Origin of the sequence: Pseudomonas sp. RC10, assembly GCF_038397775.1 — a bacterium.
Taxonomy (GTDB): domain Bacteria; phylum Pseudomonadota; class Gammaproteobacteria; order Pseudomonadales; family Pseudomonadaceae; genus Aquipseudomonas; species Aquipseudomonas bambusae.
Genome location: NZ_CP151650.1, coordinates 5,455,925 through 5,479,683, shown reverse-complemented (window position 1 = coordinate 5,479,683; position 23,759 = coordinate 5,455,925). Strand labels below are relative to the sequence as shown.

The following is a 23,759-nucleotide window of genomic DNA, read 5'->3' as shown; positions in this document are numbered from 1 at the left end:
CAATCGCGAATGAATTCGCTCCCACAGGTTACAGGTGCACGTCAAAACGACGCATGGCGCATCCGACCCGGGTTTGCGGCGTCTTACGACGTGCGCCAGGTAATCTCTTCTTCACCGTCCGCACTGATGCGAATCCAGCGGTCGGCGTCTTCGTCGCTTTCTTCCTCGACCCATGTGCCTGGTGCGCAACGCACTTCGACGTTCAAGGCTTTGAAAGCGGCGCGGGCGCAGGCGATGTCGTCGTCCCACGGGGTTTTATCGCTGTCCAGACAAAGGCTGTTCCACTTTCCTACAGCCTTGGGAATCCAAGTCACCGGGATGTCACCGGCGGTGCATTTCCAGGTCTGGCCTTTCTGCACCCACTCGCTGCACGGGCCGATGTCGGCGGTCAGCCAAGTGGTGATGGCCTTGTGATCGACGTCGGCGTCTTTCAGGTAAATCTCGATATCGGGTTGGCGCATGGATACCTCTGGGTTGTTCTGGAAAATCCATTCGCGGATTCATTCGGTGTTTCATGTTCAGCGTTTCGTGTCTGGTATTAAGTCAGCCGGTCACTGCAAAACGAAATAATCGTAGCGCATCGACACGGTCACCTCGAACGGCTCGGCCTGATCGATGACGTTGGCCCGGCGCTCGGCACTGGCGCGCCAGCCGTGGGGCGTCATCGCCAGCAGATTAGCCCGGGCCTGACCGTCCACCAGCGTCAGTTTGAAACGCAAGGTCTCACTGTGTTTCAAAGCCATGCCTTCAGGCACCAGCGCTAAGTGCTTGTCATCGGCGTAATCGCGGACTTCGTCGTACAGCCGCTGGCGCAATTCCATCAGGTGTTCGTTGGTCGGTCCTACACGCATCAAGCCGCCGCCGGGCGACAGCAGGCGCTTGGCCTCGTCCCAGTCCAACGGGCTGAACACGCTGGCGATGAACTGAACACTGGCGTCTGGCAACGGCACGCGAGCCATGCTGGCGATCAACCAGGTCAGGTTCGGGTCGCGTTTGCAGGCGCGTTTGACCGCTTCGCGAGAGATGTCCAGCGCATAACCATCGGCATGGGGCAGGGCTGTGGCGATCTGGGCGGTGTAATAGCCCTCGCCGCAGCCAATGTCGAGCCAGTGCGCGGGGGCGCGTTCGGCGGCCAGCTCAGCGAGACGCTTCGCCACCGGCGCGTAATGCCCGGCGTTGAGAAAATCCCGGCGCGCCTCGACCATCGCCTGATTGTCGCCAGGGTCGCGGCTGTTCTTGTGCTGCACCGGCAGCAGGTTCAGGTAACCCTGACGCGCGCGGTCGAAGCGATGGCCGACCGGGCACACCACGCCGTTGTCCGCTGCATCGAGCGGGGCAGAGCAGATCGGGCAGGTCAGCATCAGGCGAGCAACTTGACCAGGGTCTGGTAGTAGATCTCGGTCAGCACGTCGAGATCGCTGGCCAGAATGCGTTCGTTCACCTGATGGATCGTGGCGTTGACCGGCCCCAATTCCACCACCTGCGTGCCGAGGGTCGCGATAAAGCGGCCGTCCGACGTACCGCCGCTGGTGGACGCCTTGGTGTCACGGCCGGTAACGGTCTTGATGCTGGACGAAACGGCATCGAGCAACGCACCCGGCTCGGTGAGGAACGGCAGGCCCGACAGCGCCCACTCCACGTGCCAGTCCAGCCCGTGTTTGTCGAGAATGTCGGCCACGCGTTTCTGCAATCCTTCGACCGTGGATTCGGTGGAGAAGCGGAAGTTGAAGATGGCGGTCAGGTCGCCGGGAATCACGTTGGTCGCGCCGGTGCCCGCATTCAGGTTGGAGATCTGAAAGCTGGTCGGCGGGAAGAATTCATTGCCTTCGTCCCAATGCTCGGCGGCCAGTTCAGCCAGCGCCGGAGCGGCCAGATGAATCGGGTTTTTCGCCAGATGCGGGTAGGCCACGTGGCCTTGAACACCTTTGACGGTCAGCGTGGCGCCGAGGGAACCGCGACGGCCATTTTTCACCACATCGCCCACCAGAGTGGTGCTCGACGGCTCGCCGACGATGCACCAGTCCAGACGCTCCTTGCGCGCCGCCAGACGCTCGACCACTGCCTTGGTGCCGTGGTGCGCCGGGCCTTCTTCGTCGCTGGTGATCAGGTACGCAACCTTGCCCTTGTGGTTCGGGTGGTCGGCGACGAAACGTTCGGTGGCGATGATCATCGACGCCAGGCTGCCTTTCATGTCCGCCGCGCCACGGCCGCAAAGCATGCCGTGTTCATCGATCAGCGCGTCGAACGGGTCGTTCTGCCACGCTTTCACAGGACCGGTCGGCACCACGTCGGTGTGGCCGGCGAAACACAGCACCGGGCCATCTTGCGTGCCATGGGTCGCCCAGAAATTATCGACGTCTTCGATGCGCATCGGCTCCAGCATGAAACCGGCAGCGCCCAGGCGTTTCATCATCACAGCCTGGCAATCGGCGTCGAGCGGCGTGACCGATGGGCGACGGATCAGGTCGCAGGCGAGTTGCAGAGTGGGCGAGAGATCGGCTGGGGCTGTCATGAAAGGTCCGCAGAAATGAATGTGTTTACCCTGTAGGAGCGCGCTTGCCCGCGATTGCGATTGGACCGTCAGTCACGTAGAGCCTGACACGCGGATTTCGCGGGCAAGCGCGCGCCTACAAAAAGGGGGGATATCTTAAAGCAAAACGGCGACCCGAAGGCCGCCGTTTAGTACAGCACTCAATTGTTTCAGGCCGTGGCCGGTTCCGTCTGTGCCTTGGGTTTGGGCAGCGACGACAGAAACGCCATGATCAGCGCCGCCAGGTACGGCAGCGACTGCACCAGCAGCATCATCACCCAGAAACGCACGTCGTAGCTCGGCAGGCCCTGCACCACGCAGATGCCCAGCGCTGCGCCCCACAGCAGCAACATGATGAACAGCTCTTCACGGGCCTCGGAAATTGCCACCAGCAGGCCATGGCTGTCGGCGTTTTTCGGGGTGCGGAAGAACGGAATACTGGTGGTGAAGAAGCCATAGAGCACCGCCTTGGCGATGGTGTGCGACAGCGCCAGCCCCGCCAGGGCGGCGTAGAACGCATCCTTGAGGTTCACGCCCACGGCGCGACGGTAGAGGAAGATGATCTTGCCGACCTTGAAGAAGAACAGCGCCAAGGGCGGGATCGCGAAGATCAGCAGCGGCGGATCGACCCGGTTCGGCACGATGATCATCGCCGCCGACCACAGCAGCGCGCCGACGGTGAAGAAGATGTTCATGCCGTCGGCGACCCACGGCAGCCAGCCCGCCAGGAAGTGGTAGCGCTGGCCACGAGTCAATTCGGTGTCCTTGCCGCGCAGCAGGCTGGCGGCGTGGCGTTTGATGATCTGGATCGCGCCGTATGCCCAGCGGAAACGCTGCTTTTTGAAGTCGATGAATGTGTCCGGCATCAGGCCCTGGCCGTAGCTGTGGTGGGCGTACGCGGCGGAATAGCCTTTTTCGAACACCCGCAGGCCCAGCTCGGCGTCTTCACAGATGCACCAGTCGGCCCAGCCCAATTCTTCGAGCACGGAGCGGCGAGTCATGGTCATCGTGCCGTGCTGGATGATTGCGTCGCGGTCGTTGCGGGTCACCATGCCGATGTGGAAGAAGCCTTTGTATTCCGAGTAGCAGAGCTTCTTGAACGCGCTTTCGTATTGGTCGCGATAGTCCTGAGGCGACTGCACCACGGCGATTTTCGGGTCGGCGAAGTGCGGGACCATGTGCTTGAGCCAGTTGCGGTCAACGCAGTAGTCCGAGTCGATCACGGCAATGACTTCAGCGTCTTTTGCGGTGTGAGGAATCAGGTAATTCAGCGCGCCGCCCTTGAAGCCCGCCAACGGCGCGACGTGGAAGAACTTGAAGCGCTCGCCGAGCATTTCGCAGTGGGCTTTGACCGGTTCCCAGACAGCCGGGTCCTTGGTGTTGTTGTCGATCAGCAGCACTTCGAAATCCGGGTAGTCCAGCGCGGCCAGTGCGTTCAGCGTCTGTTTGACCATTTCCGGCGGCTCGTTGTAGCAGGGCACGTGCACCGAGACTTTCGGTCTGTAGGCCTTGTCCGCATGGACGGGCAGGAATTCACGACGGCGCTTGTGGGTCCAGACCGCTTCGGCCAGTTCGTGGGCCTCGGTCAGCAGTACGATGAACACCCCGAATGCGCCCAATGCCAGGAGAAATCCTACAAGCAGGCTGAACCAGGTGCTGTATTGCTGGCTGTAGTCGTAGCCAATCCACACCAGCACTGAACCGCAAAGGAAGGCGATGAACGTCAGGAAAGTGCGACCGCGCTGGCGCAGGGCCGAGCCGTCGATCAACAGCAGCGCCAGTGCCAGCATGGCCAGCACGGCCGAGCCCACCGCCAGTACCCGCCATTGCGGGATCGCGACGACGGGGCCTTCAAAGTTGAATTTCTGCTGACGGTCGGCGTTGTACACGCCCCAGTAAGCACCGACCGAGCCTTCGTCGCTGGCTTTCCACGGCTGGTCAAACGCTTCGATGACGAAATATTTGAAGCCTTGACGGTTCAGTTTGTTGACCAGCGTGCGCAGGTAAATCGCCTGGTCCGCCTGATTGGCGTCTGCACCGCCGCGCATGTGGCCGTTGCTGGGCCAGCCCACTTCAGAGAGCAACAGCGGCTTTTTCGGGAACATGTGTTTGAGTTCGCGGGCGCGATCCAGAACGTACTGCCCGGCCTTGTCCACCGGGATGTATTCCCAGTACGGCAGGATGTGCGCAGCGATCAGGTCCACGTGTTTGGCCAGCTCTGGGTATTTCTCCCAGATGTGCCATTGCTCGGAAGTGGTCACCGGCACCTTCACGGCGGCACGCACGCGGTCAAGGATCGCCATCAGGTCTTTCGGCTTGATCTCTTCCCGATACAGCGCTTCGTTGCCGACCACGACCCGAACCACACTGCGATTGGTGTTGGCTAGTTGAATAGCGGTATTGATTTCCCGCTCGTTGCGTTCAAGATCGGGGCTGATCCAGATGCCCAGTGTCACGCGCAGGCCAAATTCCTCGGCCAGCTTGGGAATGTCCTGCTGAGGGCCGTCCACCGAATAGATGCGGATGCTGTCAGTCCATTTGCTCATCAACTCCAGGTCCTGACGCATCTCTTCGTCGGACGGGTACACGCCCTTCTGTGGGTTTTGTCCCAGGCGGAACGGGGAATAAGAGAATCCGGAGATGTGTTCAGGCCAGTTGGGTGTGGTCACAGGGCGGTTGATCAGTGCCCAGAAACCCGTGAACAGCGCGGCGATCGCCACGACGACTACCAGGTTGAGTCCAAATTTGCGGGATGGCATAGCGACTTCAGGTTCCAAGGGGGAACAGGGGGAGGCTGAGACGTCAGCCAGCGAGAGCTTTGGCAACTGACGAAGGTTGAAGTTCTATTCTGAAAAAAATGTAGGGCATTTCGCGTTCGTAGTGAGCTCAGCGAAGTTGTCTGACACGCGCGGTTTTTTGTAGGAGCCGGCTTGCTGGCGAAAGCGGTGTGTCAGCCACAGATGAATTGGCTGACACACCGCATTCGCCAGCAAGCCGGCTCCTACAAGATCAGCATCGATTTTTCAGACCAAACACCCCCACCAAACAGCTGTCCCAATTTCACGCACGGCCTATAATGCGCGCCGGTTTTTTGGGGTATTGGTCATGAGCACAGAAGATCCGCGGTTTGCTGGCGTCGCCCGTCTCTACGGCATTGAAGGCCTGGAGCGCTTGCGCGCGGCCCATGTGGCAGTGGTCGGCATTGGCGGCGTGGGGTCTTGGGCGGCGGAAGCCATGGCCCGCTGTGGCGTGGGCGAGATTTCACTGTTCGACCTGGACGACGTCTGCGTCAGCAACAGCAATCGTCAGCTCCACGCCCTGAGCAGCACCATCGGCCGTTCCAAGGTCGATGTCATGGCCGACCGCATTCGCGAGATCAACCCCGATTGCGTGGTCCATGCCGTGGCCGACTTCGTCACCCGCGAGACCATGGCCGAATACATCACGCCCGACATCGACTGTGTGCTGGACTGCATCGACAGCGTCAACGCCAAGGCCGCGCTGATTGCCTGGTGCAAGCGTCGCAAGATCCAGATCATCACCACCGGCGGGGCAGGCGGGCAGATTGACCCGACATTGATCCAGGTCTGCGACCTCAACCGCACCTACAACGACCCGCTCGCCTCGAAAGTGCGCTCGACCCTGCGCCGCGATTACGGCTTTTCCCGCACCGTGACCCGTCATTACAGCGTGCCGTGCGTGTTCTCCACCGAGCAACTGCGCTACCCGAAACCGGACGGGAGCATCTGTTTGCAGAAGAGCTTTGTGGGCGATGGCGTGAAACTCGACTGCGCAGGCGGGTTCGGCGCAGTGATGATGGTCACCGCGACGTTCGGGATGGTTGCAGCGACCAAGGCGGTGGAGAAAATCGTGGCAGGCATGCGGCGCCCGTCGGAGCGGGCCAAGGCGAAGGAAGCGGCGCAGCCCTGATTGCCCATGGCATCTGTTTGTCGCAACGCCGCCGCCCCTGTGGGAGCGAATTCATTCGCGAGACGGCGGTACGGCCGAGCGACATGCATCGCCGGGACGTGCCCATCGCGAATGAATTCGCTCCTACGGAGGATTTGCGGCGTCGTGTTCAGCCCGCCAACTGCCGCATCTTCTGCAAGACGGCATTTAGCCCATTGCTGCGCGAAGGGGAGAGCTGGCGGCTCAAGCCCAGGTGATTGAACCAGTCGTTCAAGTCGACGTGCTGCAATTCGACCGCCGACAACCCATTGACCCGTGCCAGCAGCAACGCCACCAACCCGCGAATCAACCGGGCATCGCTGGCCGCACGAAACTGCCAGTGACCGTCGATCACCTCCCCCAGCAGCCAGACCTTGCTCTCGCAACCATCGACCAGGCGTTCGTCGGTTTTCTCGTTGTCAGCCAGAAGGGGCAGACGCTCACCCCATTGCATCAGCAGGCGAGCGCGTTGCTCCCAGCTCAATGAGCCGTTGAAGGTGTTCAGTGCCGTTTGCGCGTCTTCGGGGAGGTTCATCGCAACAACTCCAGCGCCTGATCCAGCGCGTTGAAGAAGCGCTCCAAGTCCTCGGAGTCGTTGTACAGCGCCAGCGACACGCGAATCGCGCCTGACAGGCCAAGGCTGCTGATCAGCGGGATCGCACAATGATGGCCTGCACGCACCGCGATGCCTTGCTCGGTCAGCAGATGCGCGAGGTCGGCGTTGTGCACGCCCTCGACCACAAAGCTGACCAACGCCACGTGTGGATCGCCCACCAGCCGAACACCTTCGCGCAACATCAGTCCGGCGCGCAGCAGCTCGTGCAGACGGGCTTCGTGTTCAGCCGCAGCGACTTGATTGACGTCGTTCAAGTAATCGAGAGTGGCGCCCAACCCGATGATGCCGGAAATCGGTGGCGTACCCGCCTCAAACCCCAAGGGAGCCGGACGGAACGTTGCATCCTGATAGCCCGCTTGGAGCACCATCTCGCCGCCAAACTGCCAATGTTGCAATCGCGCCAATGCGTGTTGGCGACCAAACAACACGCCCACGCCGTCGGGGCCGTACAGCTTGTGGCTGGAAAACACGTAGAAATCACAGTCCAGCGCCTGGACATCGTGACGACCGTGCACAACCCCTTGAGCGCCGTCGATGACCGTCAGTGCACCCTGCGCCTTGGCCAGTGCGACCAGTTCGGCCACAGGCTGCCAGGTTCCCAGCACATTGGAGAGCTGGCTGACGGCGAGCAACCGAGTACGCGTATTGATCAACGAGGCAGCGGCGTCGAGGTCGATCACGCCCTGAGCGGTCAGCGGCAGCACGATCAGTTTCAGGTCTCGACGTTTCGCCAGCTGCTGCCACGGCAAGAGATTGGCGTGGTGTTCCAGCGCGCTGATGACGACTTCATCGCCCGGCTGAAACAGATGCTCAAGCCCATACGCCAACAGGTTGAATGCTGAAGTGGCGCCATGGGTAAAGACGATGTGCCCGGAAGAACCGACGTTCAGCCATTCGGCAGCCTTGCGGCGAGTATCTTCGAATGCCTGAGTCGCCATCGCGCCCGGAAGGTGCTGGGCACGGTGCACGTTGGCCGCGCCATTGGCGTAGTAATGGGCCAGCGCATCGATCAGGGCTTGGGGCTTTTGTGCGGTGGCGGCGCTGTCCAGGTAGGTCTGGCCTTGCCGTTCGAGGGCGTCGAGAGCAGGGAAGTCAGCGCGCCATGGAGAAATGAGGGACATGGGGATTGACTCTCTGTCCTGTGGGAGCGAATTCATTCGCGAAAGGGTATGTCAGACGACAGCGTAGTGTCGTGTGACATATCGGATCACGAATGAAGGCTCCCGCAGTGGATCAGTTGTGAGCGTGCAGCGCTTCGTTCAGCTCGATGGCCGACTTGTGGGATTTGCATTCCACGGCGCCGGTTTGCGAGTTGCGACGGAACAGCAGGTCAGGTTGACCCGCCAGGTCACGGGCCTTGAGGACCTTGACCAGCTCGTTCTTCTCATCCAGCAGCGCGACTTTAGTGCCTGCGGTGATGTACAGACCGGCTTCCACGGTGTTGCGGTCGCCCAGCGGAATGCCGATACCGGCGTTGGCGCCGATCAGGCAGCCTTCACCGACCTTGATGATGATGTTGCCGCCACCGGACAGGGTGCCCATGGTGGAGCAACCGCCGCCCAGGTCCGAACCCTTGCCGACGAATACGCCAGCCGACACACGGCCTTCGATCATGCCCGGGCCTTCGGTGCCGCCGTTGAAGTTGACGAAGCCTTCGTGCATCACGGTGGTGCCTTCGCCGATGTAAGCGCCCAGACGCACACGTGCGGTGTCAGCGATGCGCACGCCAGCCGGCACGACGTAGTCGGTCATTTTCGGGAATTTGTCGACGGAGAACACTTCCAGCAGCTCGCCTTTCAGGCGGGCTTCCAGTTGACGCTGGGGCAGTTCGCCCAGGTCGATGGCGCCCTGGCTGGTCCATGCCACGTTCGGCAGCAACGGGAACACGCCTGCCAGGCTCAGGCCGTGTGGCTTGACCAGACGATGGGACAGCAGGTGCAGCTTGAGGTAGGCCTCAGGCGTGGAAGTCAGTGCGGCGTCTTCAGCCAGTACCGTGGCGACCAGCGGCTTGTGGCTCTCGGCCAGACGTGTCAGCAGCGCGGCTTGAGCGGCGTCGACCGATTTCAGCGCATCCGCCAGTTTGGAGGCCAGATCGGTGTTGAAAGCGATGGCCTGATTGCCACCGGTGTAACCCAGGATTGGCGCCACGGCGGCAACGATTTCAGCCGACGGGTTGAGCAGAGGCAGGGCGTAGAAAACTTCCAGCCAGGTGCCTTGACGATTTTGAGTGCCGACGCCGAAGGCCAGGCTGAACAGGGAAGTGGACATGGGGATACCTCTAATGTGGGGCTATCTCAATCACAAGCGGCGTGAAAACTGCTGCGCTCGGCATTACTGAGTTAAAAACAGGCGGAAAATGCTCATTTAGAACACCTAGAGTCGGGCGCGACCCCGGCCGTTTCCCGCCTGTTTTTGCCTTGTCCTGCCTTCGCTCGCTACGTTTTCACACCGCCTGTTCGGCGATAGCCGCTGCGTACAGTTCGGGTTTGAAGCCAATCAGGGTCTTGTCGCCAAGATCGAGCACCGGGCGCTTGATCATCGACGGTTGCGCGAGCATCAGTTCGATCGCCTTGTTCTGGTCGATGTCGGCTTTTTGCGAGTCGTCCAGTTTGCGAAAGGTCGTGCCGGCGCGATTCAACAGCGTCTGCCAGCCGTGCTCGTTGCACCACTGAGTCAAGTGTTCACGGTCGATGCCCAGCGTCTTGTAGTCGTGGAAATCGTAGTTCACCGATTTTTCATCGAGCCAGGTGCGCGCCTTTTTCATGGTGTCGCAGGCCTTGATCCCGTACAGGTGCAACTGTTTGTCAGCCATGAGCTTGCCCCCTCTTTGGGATGATTGGAAAAAACGGTGACGGATTATGCCACGTACAGACCGGTTGGGCGCGGCTTGGCGAGGCTTTGTGTGCATTGACGGGCATTTTTGTGCGAACACTCGCCATGCCTTGATTGGCGGCATCAGGGTAAACCAGGAATATGGCACTTCGACGCTATGCCTCTTCGTGACATCGTCGCCTTGGAACTGACGACGATGTGCTGTGCATACGGTTTTTTCGTGGTCAGGCATTGGTCAGGCCTCATGCGGCACTCACTTCGGGTACGCGGCCTGCATGAACGCCTTGTCCTTTTCGCTGAGGGAGGCGTTGTGTCCCACCTCCCAGTCTCCCAACGTGAGGGCATTATCGACCGGGTAATGCATGATCGAATCCCGGTCGTAAGGCAGCATCAAGGTCGCCTCCGCCGACAGTTTTCCCAACACGCTTTCATCGACCACTTCCCTGGAGTGCCCTTTCGACGCATAGAAGGCGTACACCTTCGGTACATCCCACGGTATATCTGCTTCGGGATGTTGATGCTCATGCTCCGCACCCAATGCGTGTCCAAACTCATGCATGACGGTACTGGCGAATTTGGGGTCTGAAGGCTGGATGCCCAAGACCATGGTCGGGTCCCATGGGTCATTAGCCTTTGCAGCGGTGCCGATCAGCGAATAGTTCATGCTTGAGTCGGTGGTGATGCGGATATCACCCTTGCCATGATCCGGCTGGCCTTCACGTCCGTCGATGAACTCGAACTGGAGGTTCACGTAGGGTTGCCATTCGTTGATCGCATCGATCAGCTTTTGTTGATGATCCGGTGCCAGGTCGTCATCGACAAATGCAATTCGCAGCGTGCTGCCGTTTGGCCAGAATGACGAAAGCGCGCCTATCGATCGTCTTTTGCGCTGAGGTGCTGCAGCGGGCGAGTGATGTGTGCCTGCTCGGGTTATCCGCTGGCATTTGAATAAACAGTCCATCTCAAGCCTCCTTGCTTGTGAATATCGTAAAAGCCAGCGTACTTCTGGCCCGCATGCATTGTCCCGGATACGCCGACCCCGGCTGATATACATATGTATAGAGGCTGAAATTCAGGCAAAAAAAAGGTCACCTGGAAACCGGTGACCTTGATGGGGCGTTACAGCTCGGCGATCAGCGGCGCTTCACGAAATTCCGAATCCGCTCAGCCGCTTCGACGCACTCGGCCAACGGCGCAACGAGTGCCATGCGCACACGGCCTGCGCCGGGGTTGAACCCGTCCACATCCCGCGACAGGTAAGAACCCGGCACCACCGTCACGTGTTCGGCTTCGAACAGGTCACGGCAGAATTGCGCGTCGTCGCCGCCGACGTTTGGCCACAGGTAGAAACTGCCGTCCGGGCGCTGCACATCCATGACCGGGGAGAGGATATCCAGCACCGCATCGTACTTCTCGCGGTACAGGTCGCGGTTAGCCCTGACGTGTTCTTCATCATTCCAGGCCGCGATGCTGGCAAGCTGGGTCTGAACCGGCATGGCGCAGCCGTGGTAGGTGCGGTAGAGCAGGAAGCCCTTGAGGATGTCGGCGTCACCGGCGACGAAGCCCGAGCGCAGGCCCGGCAGGTTCGACCGCTTGGACAGGCTGTGGAACACGACGCAACGCTTGAAGTCCTGGCGGCCGAGTTCGGCGCAGGCGGTCAGCAGGCCCGGCGGCGGGGTGTCTTCATCGAAATACAGCTCGCTGTAGCATTCGTCAGCAGCGATCACGAAATCGTGTTCGTCGGCCAGCGCGATCAGCTTTTTCAGCGTGTCCACCGGGGTCAGCGCGCCAGTCGGGTTGCCCGGCGAGCACAGGAACAGGATCTGGCAACGCTTCCAGATGTCCGCAGGCACAGCGTCAAAATCGGGGTTGAAGCCGTGTTCGACCAGGCACGGCAGGTAATGCGGCTTGGCCCCGGCCAGGAACGCAGCACCTTCGTAAATCTGATAGAACGGGTTCGGGCTGATGACCAGTCCGTCATCGCTGCGATTGACCACGGTTTGGGTGAAAGCGAACAGTGCCTCACGGGTGCCGTTGACCGGTAGCACGTGCTTGCCCGCATCCAGCCAGCCCTGCGGAACGCTGAAACGGCGTTCGCACCAGTGAGCGATGGCTTCGCGCAGGGCTGGAATGCCCGCTGTCGTCGGGTAAACGGCCATCTGGTCGAGGTTGTCGGCCAGTGCCTTGGCGACGAACGCAGGCGAAGTATGCTTCGGCTCGCCGATGGACAAGGCGATTGGCCGCTTGTCCGGGTTCGGCGTCACGGTACCCAGCAGCGCGCGGAGCTTTTCGAACGGGTAAGGCTGGAGCTGTTGCAAAGCGTTGTTCATGGGCAATCGGTCTCAGGAAGCGGGGCGCCAGCCCGTCGGGGGCGGGCGCCGTTGAATAGCCAGAAAAAGGTGTCGATTCAGATGCTGATGCGCAACCCGCTGGTGGGTTCGGGATTGACGCTGAGCTGCGTGACGATGGCGTCTTGCAAGCGGCTGCACAGTTGCGGGTCGGACAGCGGCTGGTTGTTCTCGTCGGTGAGGAAGAACACGTCCTCCACTCGCTCGCCCAAGGTTGCAATCTTGGCGTTTTGCAGCGACAGGTCGAACTCCAGAAAGATCTTGCCCAGCCGTGCCAGCAACCCCGGACGGTCTGGCGCGCTGAGCTCCAGCACCGTCACCGGCCGTTGCGCATCGTTGGAAATCGTCACCACGGGCGCGAACGCGAAATGCTTGAGCTGGCGTGGCACGCGACGCTTGATGATCGTCGGGTAGTCGTCCGGGTTGCGCAGCGCTTCGGTCAAACCGTCGCGAATGGCTTTGATGCGTTCCGGATTCTCCCCGATCGAACCCCCTTCACTGTCGAGCACGATGTAGGTGTCGAGGGTGAACTGGCTGGTCGACGTGATGACGCGGGCGTCGTGAATGTTCAGGTTCAGTTGGTCCATCGCCGCCACGGTCACCGCGAAGAAGTCGTGCTGATCCGGTGCGTAAATGAAGATCTGGGTGCCGCCTTCGAATTCGCGCTGGGTGGTTTCCTTGATCAGTACCAAGGGGCCACCGTCGGCCGGTTGCTGAAGGATCGCATCGCTGTGCCAGGCCACATCGCCTGCGGTGTGGCGCAGGAAGTAGTCATCGCCCAGTTGCGACCACAGTTGCTCGACGTCGTCCGGATCGGTGCCGTTGCGCACGAGAATGTCCAGCGCCGCGCTTTGGGTACGACGGATCTGCTCTTCGCGATCCACCGGGTTCTCCAGCCCGCGCTTGAGGGCGCGCTTGGTCTCGGTGTACAGCTGGCGCAACAGACTGGCGCGCCACGAGTTCCAAAGCGTCGGGTTGGTGGCGTTGATGTCAGCGATGGTCAGCACATAGAGATAATCCAGATGCACTTCGTCGCCGACGAACTGCGCAAAGTCGTGAATGACTTGCGGGTCGGAGAGGTCCTTGCGCTGGGCTGTGGTCGACATCACGAGATGGTTCTGCACCAGCCAGACGATCAGTTGGGTGTCCCAGTTCGGCAGATGGTGACGGATGCCGAACGCCTCGGCATCCACCGCCCCCAGTTCTGAGTGATCACCGCCGCGGCCCTTGCCGATGTCGTGGTACAGGCCTGCGAGGTAGATCAGTTCGGGTTTCGGCAGCTTGGCCATGAGCTTGCTGGCCAGCGGGAATTTCTCCGACACCTGCGTGTATTGGAGCTTACGCAGATGCTTGATCAGGTTCAGGGTGTGCGCATCGACGGTGTAGATGTGGAACAGGTCGTGTTGCATTTGCCCGACGATGTGGCCGAACTCCGGCAGGTACAGCCCGAGAATGCCGTAACGGTTCATTCGGCGCAGGTTGCGGTGGATGCCGATCTCGCATTTGAACAGCTCGATGAACAGGCTGGTGTTGCGGATATCGTTGCGGAAGTCGTCGTTGATCAGGTGCCGGTGTTCGCGCAGCAGGCGAATGGTATCGGCACGCACGCCCTTGATTTCCGGGCGCTGAGCCATCAACACGAAGATCTCCAGAATCGCGAACGGCGTGCGTTTGAAGACATTCGGATGGGTCGCTTCGATGTAGCCATCGTGCAATTGGAAGCGCGAGTTGATCGATTCGGTGACGGTGTTGGCGTCGTCCGACAGGATCACCTCCTCGAAGTGCTGAATGATCAGATCGCTCAGTTGAGCAATGCTCATGACCACGCGGTAATACTTCTGCATGAAGCGTTCGATGGCCAGTTTCGCGTCGTTATCCTGATACCCCAGCAAGCGGGCGATGCTGGTCTGGTAATCGAATAGCAAGCGGTCTTCGGAACGGCCCGCCAGCATGTGCAAGGCATAGCGCACCTTCCACAGAAACTCCTGGGAGGCGGCGAGCAACGCGTGTTCGCTCTCCAGCAGGAAGCCCTGGTCCGCCAAGGCATGAAGGTTCAGGGTGCCATATTGGCGACGGGCCACCCACAGAATGGTCTGGATGTCGCGCAGGCCACCCGGGGAACCTTTGACGTTCGGCTCCAGGTTGTATTCGGTGTCGAAGTATTTGTGATGACGGGCTTTCTGCTCGGCGCGCTTGGCCAGGAAGAACTCTTTGCTTGGCCACATTTCGCTCGTACTGGTGACTTCCAGCATGCGTTGACGCAAATGCTCCGGGCCTGCAATCGTGCGGCTTTCCATCAGGTTGGTGATCACCGTCAGATCCGCGAGGGCCTCGGTGGCGCACTCATCGACCGAGCGCACGCTCTGGCCAACCTCAAGGCCAATGTCCCACAGCAGCGTCAGAAAACGCTCGATGGAGTCGCGGAAAACTTCGTGATCGGCGCTGTCCAGCAGGATCAGCAGGTCGATGTCCGAATAAGGATGCAGTTCGCCGCGCCCATAGCCACCCACGGCGAGGAGTGCAATGTCGGCATCCTCGCTCCAGTCGAACTGTTCCCAGGCCTGCTGCAGGATGTTGTCGACGAACCAGGCCCGGTCCTCGATCAGCCGACGAATTTCCCGGCCTGACTTGAAGCGTTCGTCCAGTACCTCACGGGCCTGACGGATAGCCTTTTTGAAGGCGGCGATGGGGCTCGCTTTCAACGCCAGTTCGGCCTGAAACTGGCCACGATCGAACAAATCTGGGTCCACCTGCGGCATCGAACTGCTTTCCTTCTATCTATATCGCACGGGGTGATCAGGCGGAGGTGCGGGCGATGGTGTCGTCGCTGCGCAACGTGAAGATTTCATACCCGGTCGCGGTGACCAGAATGGTGTGCTCCCACTGCGCCGACAGCTTGCGGTCCTTGGTGATGGCGGTCCAGCCGTCGCCCAGCAAACGGGTATCAGCCTTGCCCTGATTGATCATCGGCTCGATGGTGAAGGTCATGCCTTCCTTGAGTTCCATGCCGGTGCCCGCCTTGCCGTAGTGCAGCACTTGCGGTTCTTCATGGAACACCTTGCCGATGCCATGGCCGCAATATTCCTTTACGACGGAGAAACCGTTCTTTTCAGCGTGTTTCTGGATCACTTCACCGATGTCGCCCAGGTGCGCGCCCGGTTTGACCAGCTCGATGCCTTTATACATGCATTCCTGGGTGATCTTCGACAGGCGCTCGGCCCACTCTGGCACTTTGCCAACGTGGAACATCTTGCTGGTGTCGCCGTGGTAACCGTCTTTGATCACGGTCACGTCGATGTTCAACACGTCGCCTTCCTTCAGCGGCTTCTCGTTGGGAATGCCATGGCAGACAACATGGTTGATCGAGGTGCAGATGGATTTGGGGAAACCCTTATAGTTCAGCGGCGCAGGGATCGCTTTTTGCTCGTTGACGATGTAGTCGTGGCAGATGCGGTCCAGCTCGTCAGTGGTGACGCCGGGCTTGACGTAGGCCCCGATCATTTCCAGAACGTCTGCCGCCAGACGACCGGCGACGCGCATCTTTTCGATGTCTTCGGGGGTTTTGATGGTAACGGTCATACAAGGCTCTCTCGGCGCGGCGGGGCCGCAGCAAAACACGGAAAAAACGCGATTCTACCAGACCGATGCCAAGCGGGTTATCATCGCTTCCTTATATAAAGGCTGGCAGGGCCGGTAGACGGCAGGGCTGTCCGGGCAAAAGCGTCGAGAAAACAGGATCTTATTCCGGGTTCCGTTATGCCGACTTTTGTGATATAAAATGCGCCGCTTTACGGGGTCCGCCCCGAAAGCCCAAACCCACACACGTGTCGACACGATGACCTGGGTGCCCTCGGTACATGCCGTTGGTTGGTCATTGGGATACGTGGAGGCCTAACCCGACTTATCAAGGAACTATCATGTCCCAAGTCAACATGCGCGATATGCTGAAGGCCGGTGTGCACTTCGGTCACCAAACCCGTTACTGGAACCCGAAAATGGGTAAATACATTTTCGGCGCGCGTAACAAGATTCACATCATCAACCTTGAAAAAACCCTGCCTATGTTCAACGAGGCACTGACCTTCGTAGAGCGTCTGGCCCAGGGCAAAAACAAGATTCTGTTCGTCGGCACCAAGCGTTCCGCTGGCAAGATCGTTGCTGAAGAAGCCGCACGTTGCGGTTCGCCGTTCGTCGACCACCGCTGGTTGGGCGGCATGCTGACCAACTTCAAAACCATCCGTGCCTCCATCAAGCGTCTGCGCGAGCTGGAAGTTCAGGCTGAAGACGGTACTTTCGCCAAGCTGACCAAGAAAGAGGCGCTGATGCGCACTCGCGATCTGGAAAAGCTGGACCGCAGCCTGGGTGGTATCAAGGACATGGGCGGTTTGCCTGACGCACTGTTCGTGATCGACGTTGACCACGAGCGCATCGCGATCACCGAAGCCAACAAGCTGGGTATCCCGGTCATCGGCGTTGTCGATACCAACAGCAGCCCGGAAGGCGTTGACTACATCATCCCAGGTAACGATGACGCCATTCGCGCCATTCAGCTGTACATGGGTTCGATGGCTGACGCTGTCATCCGTGGTCGCAACAACGTTTCTGGCGGCACCGAAGTTTACGCTGAAGAAGCGGCAACTGCTGCCGAGTAACTGACGCTTAGCGTCTACTCGGTACGCAAAAAGGGGGCTCGGCCCCCTTTTTGCCACCTCGAAAACCATCTGGCGTTGCCACCGACTTAGTTGTCATGCGCAGCTGTCACCATGGCTTTTCAAGAATTTGACGCCCGCATGGCGGGTGGAATGGTTGAAGACCTATCCAAGAGGATTTTGAAATGGCAGAGATTACTGCAGCGTTGGTCAAAGAACTGCGCGAGCGCACTGGCGAAGGCATGATGGACTGCAAAAAAGCCTTGACCAAGGCTGGCGGCGACATCGAGAAAGCCATCGACGATATGCGTGCTTCGGGCGCAATCAAGGCAGCCAAGAAAGCAGGTAACGTCGCTGCTGAAGGCGCTATCGCAATCAAGGACAACGGCAAGCGCGCTGTCCTGATCGAAGTGAACTCGCAGACCGACTTCCTGGCGCTGCAAGACGACTTCAAAAACTTCGTCGCCGTCAGTGTCAACAAGGCTTTCGACCAGCCAGAACTGACCGTTGAGCAACTGATCGAAGCTCAGGAAACCGAGCGTACCGCTCTGGTTGCCAAAGTCGGCGAAAACGTCAACATCCGTCGTCTGGCGCGTGTTGAAGGTGATGTACTGGGCTCGTACCTGCACGGCAACAAAATCGGTGTGGTTGTAGCGCTGAAAGGCGGCGACGCCGAGCTGGCCAAAGACATCGCGATGCACGTTGCTGCCAGCAACCCTGAGTTCCTGCTGCCTTCCGACGTTTCGGCCGAAGCGATCGAGCGCGAGAAGAGTGTCTTCCTGCAACTGAACGAAGACAAGATCAAAGGCAAGCCTGCCGAGATCGCTGACAAAATGGTTCAGGGCCGCATCACCAAGTTCCTGGCCGAAGCCAGCCTGGTTGAGCAAGCGTTCGTCAAGAACCCGGAAGTCAAGGTCGGTGAACTGGCCAAGAAAGCCGGCGCTGAAATCGTTTCGTTCACCTACTTCAAAGTGGGCGAAGGCATCGAGAAGCCAGTCGACAACTTCGCTGAAGAAGTCGCTGCTCAAGTAGCTGCCAGCAAGCAATAAGACGGTTCTCCAACTGTCGACCAAAGAGGCTGCCCGCTCACGCGCGCAGCCTCTTTGTCAAAACGGCAGGAGGAATTTATTTTTCCAGGGTGCGTGGCTCATGAGGCTGCGAATTCCTGACGAAGTAGCCTAGAGTTACCGCAGGCTGAAAATGGCCGCAGATTTTTTTTAAACGCCGCAGGAGAGATTCGCAATGGCTCAGCAGGGCAGTGGTTATCAAGCTCGCTATAAACGCATTCTACTCAAGCTTAGCGGCGAGGCCCTGATGGGGTCCGAAGAGTTCGGTATCGACCCCAAAGTGCTGGATCGTATGGCGCTTGAAGTGGGTCAGTTGGTAGGAATCGGTGTTCAGGTCGGTCTGGTCATCGGTGGTGGCAACCTGTTCCGTGGTGCGGCGCTTAGCGCAGCTGGCATGGATCGAGTCACGGGTGATCACATGGGCATGCTGGCCACTGTGATGAACGCCTTGGCCATGCGTGATGCGCTGGAGCGCGCCAATATTTCCGCCATCGTGATGTCGGCCATCTCCATGGTGGGTGTGACCGATCACTATGATCGCCGCAAGGCAATGCGTCACCTCAACGCCAAAGAAGTGGTGATCTTCGCCGCGGGCACTGGCAACCCGTTCTTCACCACCGATTCGGCAGCGTGCCTGCGCGCGATTGAAATTGACGCCGATGTGGTGTTGAAGGCAACCAAGGTCGATGGTGTGTACACTGCCGATCCATTCAAAGACCCGCATGCCGAGAAGTTCGATCATCTGACTTACGATGAAGTGCTGGATCGCAAGCTGGGCGTAATGGACCTGACGGCCATCTGCCTGTGCCGTGACCACAAGATGCCGTTGCGTGTCTTTAATATGAACAAACCCGGCGCCCTGCTGAATATCGTGCATGGCGGCGCGGAAGGAACTTTGATCGAGGAAGGCGAACAATGATCAACGAAATCAAAAAAGACGCTCAAGAGCGCATGCAAAAATCCATCGAATCCCTGAACCACGCGTTTGGCCAGATTCGTACCGGCAAGGCACACCCAAGCATCCTGGGTAACGTGATGGTTCCGTACTACGGCACCGATACCCCGTTGAGCGGTGTTGCCAACGTCACGGTCAAGGATTCCCGTACCCTCCAGGTCGTGGCGTTTGAGCGCAACATGCTCGCGGCGGTCGATAAGGCGATTCAGAGTGCAGGCTTGAACCTCAACCCGACCAACCTCGGTGAGCTGCTGCTGATCTCCATGCCCGCCCTGACGGAAGAAACACGTAAAGGCTTCACCAAGCAGGCGCGCAGTGCAGCCGAAGATGCTCGTGTCGCTGTGCGTAACATTCGCCGCGACGCATTGGGCGATCTGAAAAAGCTGGTCAAGGACAAGGAAATCAGCGAAGACGAAGAGCGTCGTGGCACGGCCGAGATCGACAAGCTGATCAAGGACTTCGAGGCTCAGATCACAAAAGCCACTGAAGAGAAAGAAAAAGACCTGATGGCCGTATAAGGGTCAGGAAGCTTTCATGGAAAAGACAAAGCTGGCTGTGCCGTCATCGGTGCCGCGTCATGTCGCGATCATCATGGATGGGAACAATCGCTGGGCTAAAAAGCGTCTGTTGCCGGGTGTGGCGGGTCACAAGGCTGGCGTGGACGCTGTCCGTGCGGTGATCGAAGTGTGTGCCGAGGCCAAGGTCGAGGTGCTGACGCTGTTTGCGTTCTCCAGTGAAAACTGGCAGCGGCCAGCCGAAGAGGTCGGCGCGTTGATGGAGTTGTTCTTCACGGCGTTGCGTCGTGAGACCAAGCGCCTGAACGAGAACGGTATCAGTCTGCGCATCATTGGTGACCGTGCACGATTCCATCCTGAGCTTCAGGCTGCGATTCGCGAGGCTGAAGCGAAAACCGCCGGCAACACCCGCTTTGTCCTGCAAATCGCCGCCAACTATGGCGGCCAGTGGGACATCGCCCAGGCGGCGCAACGTTTGGCCCGTGAAGTGCAGGCCGGGCATTTGCGCCCGGACGACATTACGCCCGAACTCTTGCAGACGTGCCTGGCCACCGGTGACTTGCCATTGCCGGACCTGTGCATCCGTACCGGTGGCGAACACCGCATCAGTAATTTCTTGCTTTGGCAGCTGGCGTACGCCGAGCTGTACTTCTCCGACCTGTTCTGGCCGGACTTCAAACACGAAGCCATGCGCGATGCGCTGGCCGATTTCGCTTCGCGCCAACGCCGCTTCGGGAAAACCAGCGAGCAGGTAGAAGCTGGAGCCCGTGCTTAATGCTCAAACAACGAATCATTACAGCGCTGATTCTTGCGCCCTTGGCGCTGTGCGGCTTTTTCCTTCTGGAAGGTGGCAGTTTCGCGCTGTTCATCGGCGCGGTGGTCGTACTGGGCGCCTGGGAGTGGGCCCGTCTCGCGGGTTTTGAAACCCAGTCGATTCGCGTGGGCTATGCCGCCGTGGTCGCAGTGCTGTTGTTTCTCTTGTACCTGTTGCCTGGATTGGCGCCTTGGGTGCTGGTCGCAGCGCTGATTTGGTGGCTGGTCGCGACGTGGCTGGTGCTGACGTATCCAGAGTCCAGCGAGCACTGGTCCAGCGTGGCGTACAAGCTGGTCATTGGTCTGCTGATTCTCCTGCCGGCATGGCAGGGTCTGATCCTCATCAAGCTCGCCCCGATGGGCAATTGGCTGATTCTCTCGGTCATGGTGCTGGTGTGGGGCGCCGACATCGGTGCCTATTTTTCGGGCAAGGCATTCGGCAAGCGCAAGCTGGCGCCGAAGGTCAGTCCGGGCAAAAGCTGGGAAGGTTTGTATGGCGGCCTGGCAGCCTGTTTGCTGATTACGTTGATTGTCGGTGTGAACCGCGGTTGGCAGGTGTCCGAGATTGTTTTTTCGCTGGTGTGTGCCGCGATTATCGTGCTGGTGTCCGTCGTGGGCGACCTGACCGAGAGCATGTTCAAGCGTAAATCCGGGGTCAAGGACAGCAGTAATCTCTTGCCGGGTCATGGCGGTGTGCTGGACCGGATCGACAGCCTGACCGCCGCGATTCCCGTGTTCGCCCTGTTGCTCTGGGCCGCCAAAGACTGGGGTCTGATGTGAGCCGGCTCCAACACATCACGGTTCTCGGGGCGACTGGCTCGGTGGGGCTTAGCACCCTCGATGTCATCGCACGACACCCGACGCGCTACAAGGTCTTTGCCCTGACCGGGTTCAGCCGTCTCGCGGAGTTGCTTGCACTGTGCGTCCGTCATGTCCCGCAGTTCGCGGTGGTGCCGACAGTCGCGGCAGCGCGACAATTGCAGGACGATCTGCGTGCTGCCGGTCTCGACACGCGCGTGTTGGTAGGGGAGGGGGGGCTGTGCGAAGTGTCGGCTCACCCCGAGGTGGACACGGTGCTGGCCGCTATTGTCGGTGCCGCTGGCTTGCGCCCAACGCTGGCGGCGGTCGAGGCGGGCAAGAAAGTGCTGCTGGCCAACAAAGAAGCGTTGGTCATGTCGGGTGCCCTGTTCATGCAGGCGGTTCGGCGCAGCGGCACCGTCTTGCTGCCTCTCGACAGTGAGCACAACGCGATTTTTCAGTGTTTGCCAGGCCATTATGGCAACGGTCTGGATTCGGTCGGTGTGCGTCGGATCTTGTTGACGGCTTCGGGTGGGCCTTTTCGCGAAACGCCGCTGCCGGAGCTGGAGCATGTGTCACCCGAGCAGGCCTGCGCGCACCCGAACTGGTCCATGGGGCGCAAAATTTCCGTTGATTCCGCCAGCATGATGAACAAAGGGCTCGAACTGATCGAGGCCTGCTGGTTGTTCGACACTGCACCGGCTCGTATCGAAGTGGTGATTCACCCTCAAAGCGTGATCCATTCGATGGTGGATTACGTGGACGGCTCGGTACTGGCTCAACTGGGCAACCCAGACATGCGTACGCCGATTGCGCATGCACTGGCGTGGCCGGAGCGTATCGATTCGGGGGTCGCACCGCTTGATCTCTTCAGCATAGGGCGACTGGACTTCCAGGCGCCGGACGAAGTGCGCTTCCCTTGCTTGCGTCTCGCACGGCAAGCTGCGGAAGTCGGCGACAGCGCGCCTGCGGTCCTGAACGCGGTGAACGAAGTGGCCGTCGCGGCGTTTCTTGACCGGCGCATTCGCTTTCCGGAAATCGCGAGTATGATCGACGAGGTCTTGAACCTCGAACCGGTGATTGCGGTGAGCGAGCTTGAAACTGTGTTTGACGTCGATGCCAGGGCGCGAGCGCTGGCCGGGCAGTGGCTGAAACGTAATGACCGATAAGCCCTATTGGCCAAGTGACACGGGTTCATCGACGTGGGTGGGCTGTCCCCTGATGCCTGCCTGCAACGCCAAACCGGTATCCGGAGAACAGCGATGAGTGCGCTTTATATGATTGTCGGCACCCTGGTTGCCCTGGGCGTGCTGGTGACTTTTCACGAATTTGGCCACTTCTGGGTGGCGCGGCGTTGTGGTGTCAAGGTGCTGCGGTTTTCCGTCGGCTTCGGCATGCCGCTCTTGCGTTGGCATGACCGCAAGGGTACCGAATACGTTGTTGCCGCCATCCCGTTGGGCGGCTACGTGAAGATGCTCGACGAGCGGGAAGGCGAAGTGCCTCCGGAGCTGGTCGACCAATCGTTCAACCGCAAGACCGTTTATCAGCGGATCGCTATTGTCATCGCGGGTCCGGTCGCCAACTTTTTACTGGCCATCCTCTTCTTCTGGGTGCTGGCGATGCTGGGCAGCCAGCAGGTGCGTCCGGTCATTGGCGGCGTCGAAGCGGGTAGCATCGCTGAGAAGGCCGGATTGGTGTCCGGGCAGGAAATTGTATCCGTTGATGGCGAAACCACGACCGGCTGGTCAGCTGTGAATCTTCAGCTGGTCCGTCGTCTCGGCGAAAGCGGGACCATTGCCCTGAAGGTCCGTGACCAGGGTTCTGACGTCGATACTCCGCGAACGCTGGCGTTGGATGACTGGCTCAAGGGTGCGGACGAGCCAGACCCGATCCGTTCGCTGGGTATTCGTCCATGGCGCCCGGCATTGCCGCCAGTGCTGGCTGAGCTCGATCCTGCCGGTCCGGCCCAGGCCGCTGGTCTGAAAACCGGTGACCGCCTGTTGGCGCTGGACGGCCAGCCCGTCAACGAGTGGCAGCAAGTTGTGGACTGGGTTCGTGTCCGTCCTGATACCCGGATTTTGCTGAGTGTCGAGCGAGACAATGCGAGAATCGACGTCCCGGTCACATTGGTCGCCCGTGGCGAGAGCAAGACAGCGACGGGTTACCTCGGCGCCGGGGTAAAAGGCATTGATTGGCCTCCGGAAATGCTGCGAGAGGTGAGCTACGGGCCTGTGGCCGCCGTCGCAGAGGGGGCGCGACGTACATGGACCATGAGCGTATTGACGCTCGATTCGCTGAGGAAAATGTTGTTCGGCGAGCTCTCGGTAAAAAACTTGAGCGGACCGATAACCATTGCTAAAGTGGCGGGCGCTTCGGCCCAGTCAGGTGTAGGTGACTTCTTGAATTTCCTTGCTTATCTGAGCATAAGCCTGGGGGTTCTCAATTTGCTGCCCATTCCAGTGTTGGACGGGGGGCACTTGCTGTTTTATCTGATCGAGTGGGCGCGTGGTCGCCCACTGTCGGAAAAGGTGCAGGGTTGGGGGGTTCAGATCGGGATAAGTCTGGTGGTTGGAGTCATGTTGCTCGCACTGGTCAACGATCTGGGACGACTGTAAAGCTACGCCGAATTGTGAATCTGCCGCATTTTGCGGCAGTTTGTTTATTGCCAGTTGGAATAAGAAAGGACTT

General features: G+C 59.7%; 21 protein-coding genes. 9 read left to right on the top strand and 12 right to left on the bottom strand.

Annotated elements, in window-relative coordinates:
• Positions 1–83: 83 nt before the first annotated feature.
• The 4 genes from AAEO81_RS24790 to AAEO81_RS24775 form a co-directional block, all read right to left on the bottom strand.
• Positions 84–461, bottom strand: coding sequence for a hypothetical protein (locus AAEO81_RS24790; protein ID WP_341959618.1), 378 nt, complete (start codon positions 459–461; stop codon positions 84–86).
• A gap of 90 nt (positions 462–551) precedes the next feature.
• Entirely contained in the window at positions 552–1,361 is an 810-nt protein-coding gene (locus AAEO81_RS24785; RefSeq protein ID WP_341959617.1) for a putative RNA methyltransferase, read from the bottom strand.
• A complete protein-coding gene (gene dapE, locus AAEO81_RS24780) occupies positions 1,361–2,512 on the bottom strand; it encodes a succinyl-diaminopimelate desuccinylase (RefSeq protein WP_341959616.1) in 1,152 nt (383 codons plus the stop codon). The genes AAEO81_RS24785 and dapE overlap by 1 nt, the downstream gene beginning before the upstream one ends.
• A 188-nt stretch (positions 2,513–2,700) precedes the next feature.
• Positions 2,701–5,289: a glycosyltransferase gene (locus AAEO81_RS24775; protein WP_341959615.1), complete on the bottom strand. Its 2,589-nt coding sequence runs from the start codon at positions 5,287–5,289 to the stop codon at positions 2,701–2,703.
• Positions 5,290–5,635: 346 nt separating this feature from the next.
• Here AAEO81_RS24775 and tcdA point away from each other — a divergent pair, with 346 nt between their 5' ends.
• On the top strand, positions 5,636–6,460 hold the full coding sequence (gene tcdA / locus AAEO81_RS24770) for a tRNA cyclic N6-threonylcarbamoyladenosine(37) synthase TcdA (RefSeq protein ID WP_341959614.1): 825 nt from the start codon (positions 5,636–5,638) through the stop codon (positions 6,458–6,460).
• 148 nt (positions 6,461–6,608) lie between these two features.
• Here tcdA and AAEO81_RS24765 read toward each other — a convergent pair whose 3' ends face one another.
• The 8 genes from AAEO81_RS24765 to map form a co-directional block, all read right to left on the bottom strand.
• Positions 6,609–7,013: a SufE family protein gene (locus AAEO81_RS24765; protein WP_341959613.1), complete on the bottom strand. Its 405-nt coding sequence runs from the start codon at positions 7,011–7,013 to the stop codon at positions 6,609–6,611.
• Complete coding sequence (locus tag AAEO81_RS24760) at positions 7,010–8,215, bottom strand: cysteine desulfurase (protein WP_341959612.1); 1,206 nt, start codon at positions 8,213–8,215, stop codon at positions 7,010–7,012. The genes AAEO81_RS24765 and AAEO81_RS24760 overlap by 4 nt, the downstream gene beginning before the upstream one ends.
• Before the next feature lie 112 nt (positions 8,216–8,327).
• Positions 8,328–9,362 carry a 2,3,4,5-tetrahydropyridine-2,6-dicarboxylate N-succinyltransferase gene (gene dapD / locus AAEO81_RS24755; RefSeq protein ID WP_166593549.1) on the bottom strand — a complete coding sequence of 345 codons (1,035 nt, stop codon included), beginning with the start codon at positions 9,360–9,362 and terminating at the stop codon, positions 8,328–8,330.
• Between the two features lie 175 nt (positions 9,363–9,537).
• Positions 9,538–9,906, bottom strand: a complete 369-nt coding sequence (locus AAEO81_RS24750; RefSeq protein WP_341959611.1) for an ArsC family reductase — start codon at positions 9,904–9,906, stop codon at positions 9,538–9,540.
• Between the two features lie 273 nt (positions 9,907–10,179).
• Positions 10,180–10,887, bottom strand: a complete 708-nt coding sequence (locus AAEO81_RS24745; protein ID WP_341959610.1) for a M12 family metallopeptidase — start codon at positions 10,885–10,887, stop codon at positions 10,180–10,182.
• Between the two features lie 172 nt (positions 10,888–11,059).
• Positions 11,060–12,256, bottom strand: a complete 1,197-nt coding sequence (gene dapC, locus AAEO81_RS24740) for a succinyldiaminopimelate transaminase (RefSeq protein ID WP_341959609.1) — start codon at positions 12,254–12,256, stop codon at positions 11,060–11,062.
• Between the two features lie 77 nt (positions 12,257–12,333).
• On the bottom strand, positions 12,334–15,033 hold the full coding sequence (locus AAEO81_RS24735; protein ID WP_341959608.1) for a [protein-PII] uridylyltransferase: 2,700 nt from the start codon (positions 15,031–15,033) through the stop codon (positions 12,334–12,336).
• 37 nt (positions 15,034–15,070) lie between these two features.
• Positions 15,071–15,853, bottom strand: a complete 783-nt coding sequence (gene map / locus AAEO81_RS24730) for a type I methionyl aminopeptidase (RefSeq protein WP_166593545.1) — start codon at positions 15,851–15,853, stop codon at positions 15,071–15,073.
• A gap of 338 nt (positions 15,854–16,191) precedes the next feature.
• Here map and rpsB point away from each other — a divergent pair, with 338 nt between their 5' ends.
• From rpsB to rseP, 8 genes are all read left to right on the top strand, one after another.
• The gene (gene rpsB / locus AAEO81_RS24725; RefSeq protein ID WP_166593544.1) at positions 16,192–16,926 is read left to right on the top strand and encodes a 30S ribosomal protein S2; all 735 of its coding nucleotides are present in this window, start codon (positions 16,192–16,194) and stop codon (positions 16,924–16,926) included.
• 182 nt (positions 16,927–17,108) lie between these two features.
• Positions 17,109–17,972: a translation elongation factor Ts gene (gene tsf / locus AAEO81_RS24720; RefSeq protein ID WP_166593543.1), complete on the top strand. Its 864-nt coding sequence runs from the start codon at positions 17,109–17,111 to the stop codon at positions 17,970–17,972.
• 193 nt (positions 17,973–18,165) lie between these two features.
• Positions 18,166–18,909: a UMP kinase gene (gene pyrH, locus AAEO81_RS24715; protein WP_019692086.1), complete on the top strand. Its 744-nt coding sequence runs from the start codon at positions 18,166–18,168 to the stop codon at positions 18,907–18,909.
• Complete coding sequence (gene frr / locus AAEO81_RS24710) at positions 18,906–19,463, top strand: ribosome recycling factor (RefSeq protein WP_166593542.1); 558 nt, start codon at positions 18,906–18,908, stop codon at positions 19,461–19,463. Before pyrH ends, frr begins: the two co-directional genes overlap by 4 nt.
• 16 nt (positions 19,464–19,479) lie before the next feature.
• Positions 19,480–20,235, top strand: a complete 756-nt coding sequence (uppS, locus tag AAEO81_RS24705) for a polyprenyl diphosphate synthase (RefSeq protein WP_166593541.1) — start codon at positions 19,480–19,482, stop codon at positions 20,233–20,235.
• Positions 20,235–21,053 carry a phosphatidate cytidylyltransferase gene (locus AAEO81_RS24700; RefSeq protein ID WP_166593540.1) on the top strand — a complete coding sequence of 273 codons (819 nt, stop codon included), beginning with the start codon at positions 20,235–20,237 and terminating at the stop codon, positions 21,051–21,053. The genes uppS and AAEO81_RS24700 overlap by 1 nt, the downstream gene beginning before the upstream one ends.
• Positions 21,050–22,240 (top strand): 1-deoxy-D-xylulose-5-phosphate reductoisomerase, encoded by a 1,191-nt coding sequence (gene ispC / locus AAEO81_RS24695; RefSeq protein WP_341959607.1) that lies wholly within the window; start codon positions 21,050–21,052, stop codon positions 22,238–22,240. The genes AAEO81_RS24700 and ispC overlap by 4 nt, the downstream gene beginning before the upstream one ends.
• Before the next feature lie 93 nt (positions 22,241–22,333).
• Positions 22,334–23,686 (top strand): sigma E protease regulator RseP, encoded by a 1,353-nt coding sequence (rseP, locus tag AAEO81_RS24690; protein ID WP_341964611.1) that lies wholly within the window; start codon positions 22,334–22,336, stop codon positions 23,684–23,686.
• Positions 23,687–23,759 lie beyond the last annotated feature (73 nt).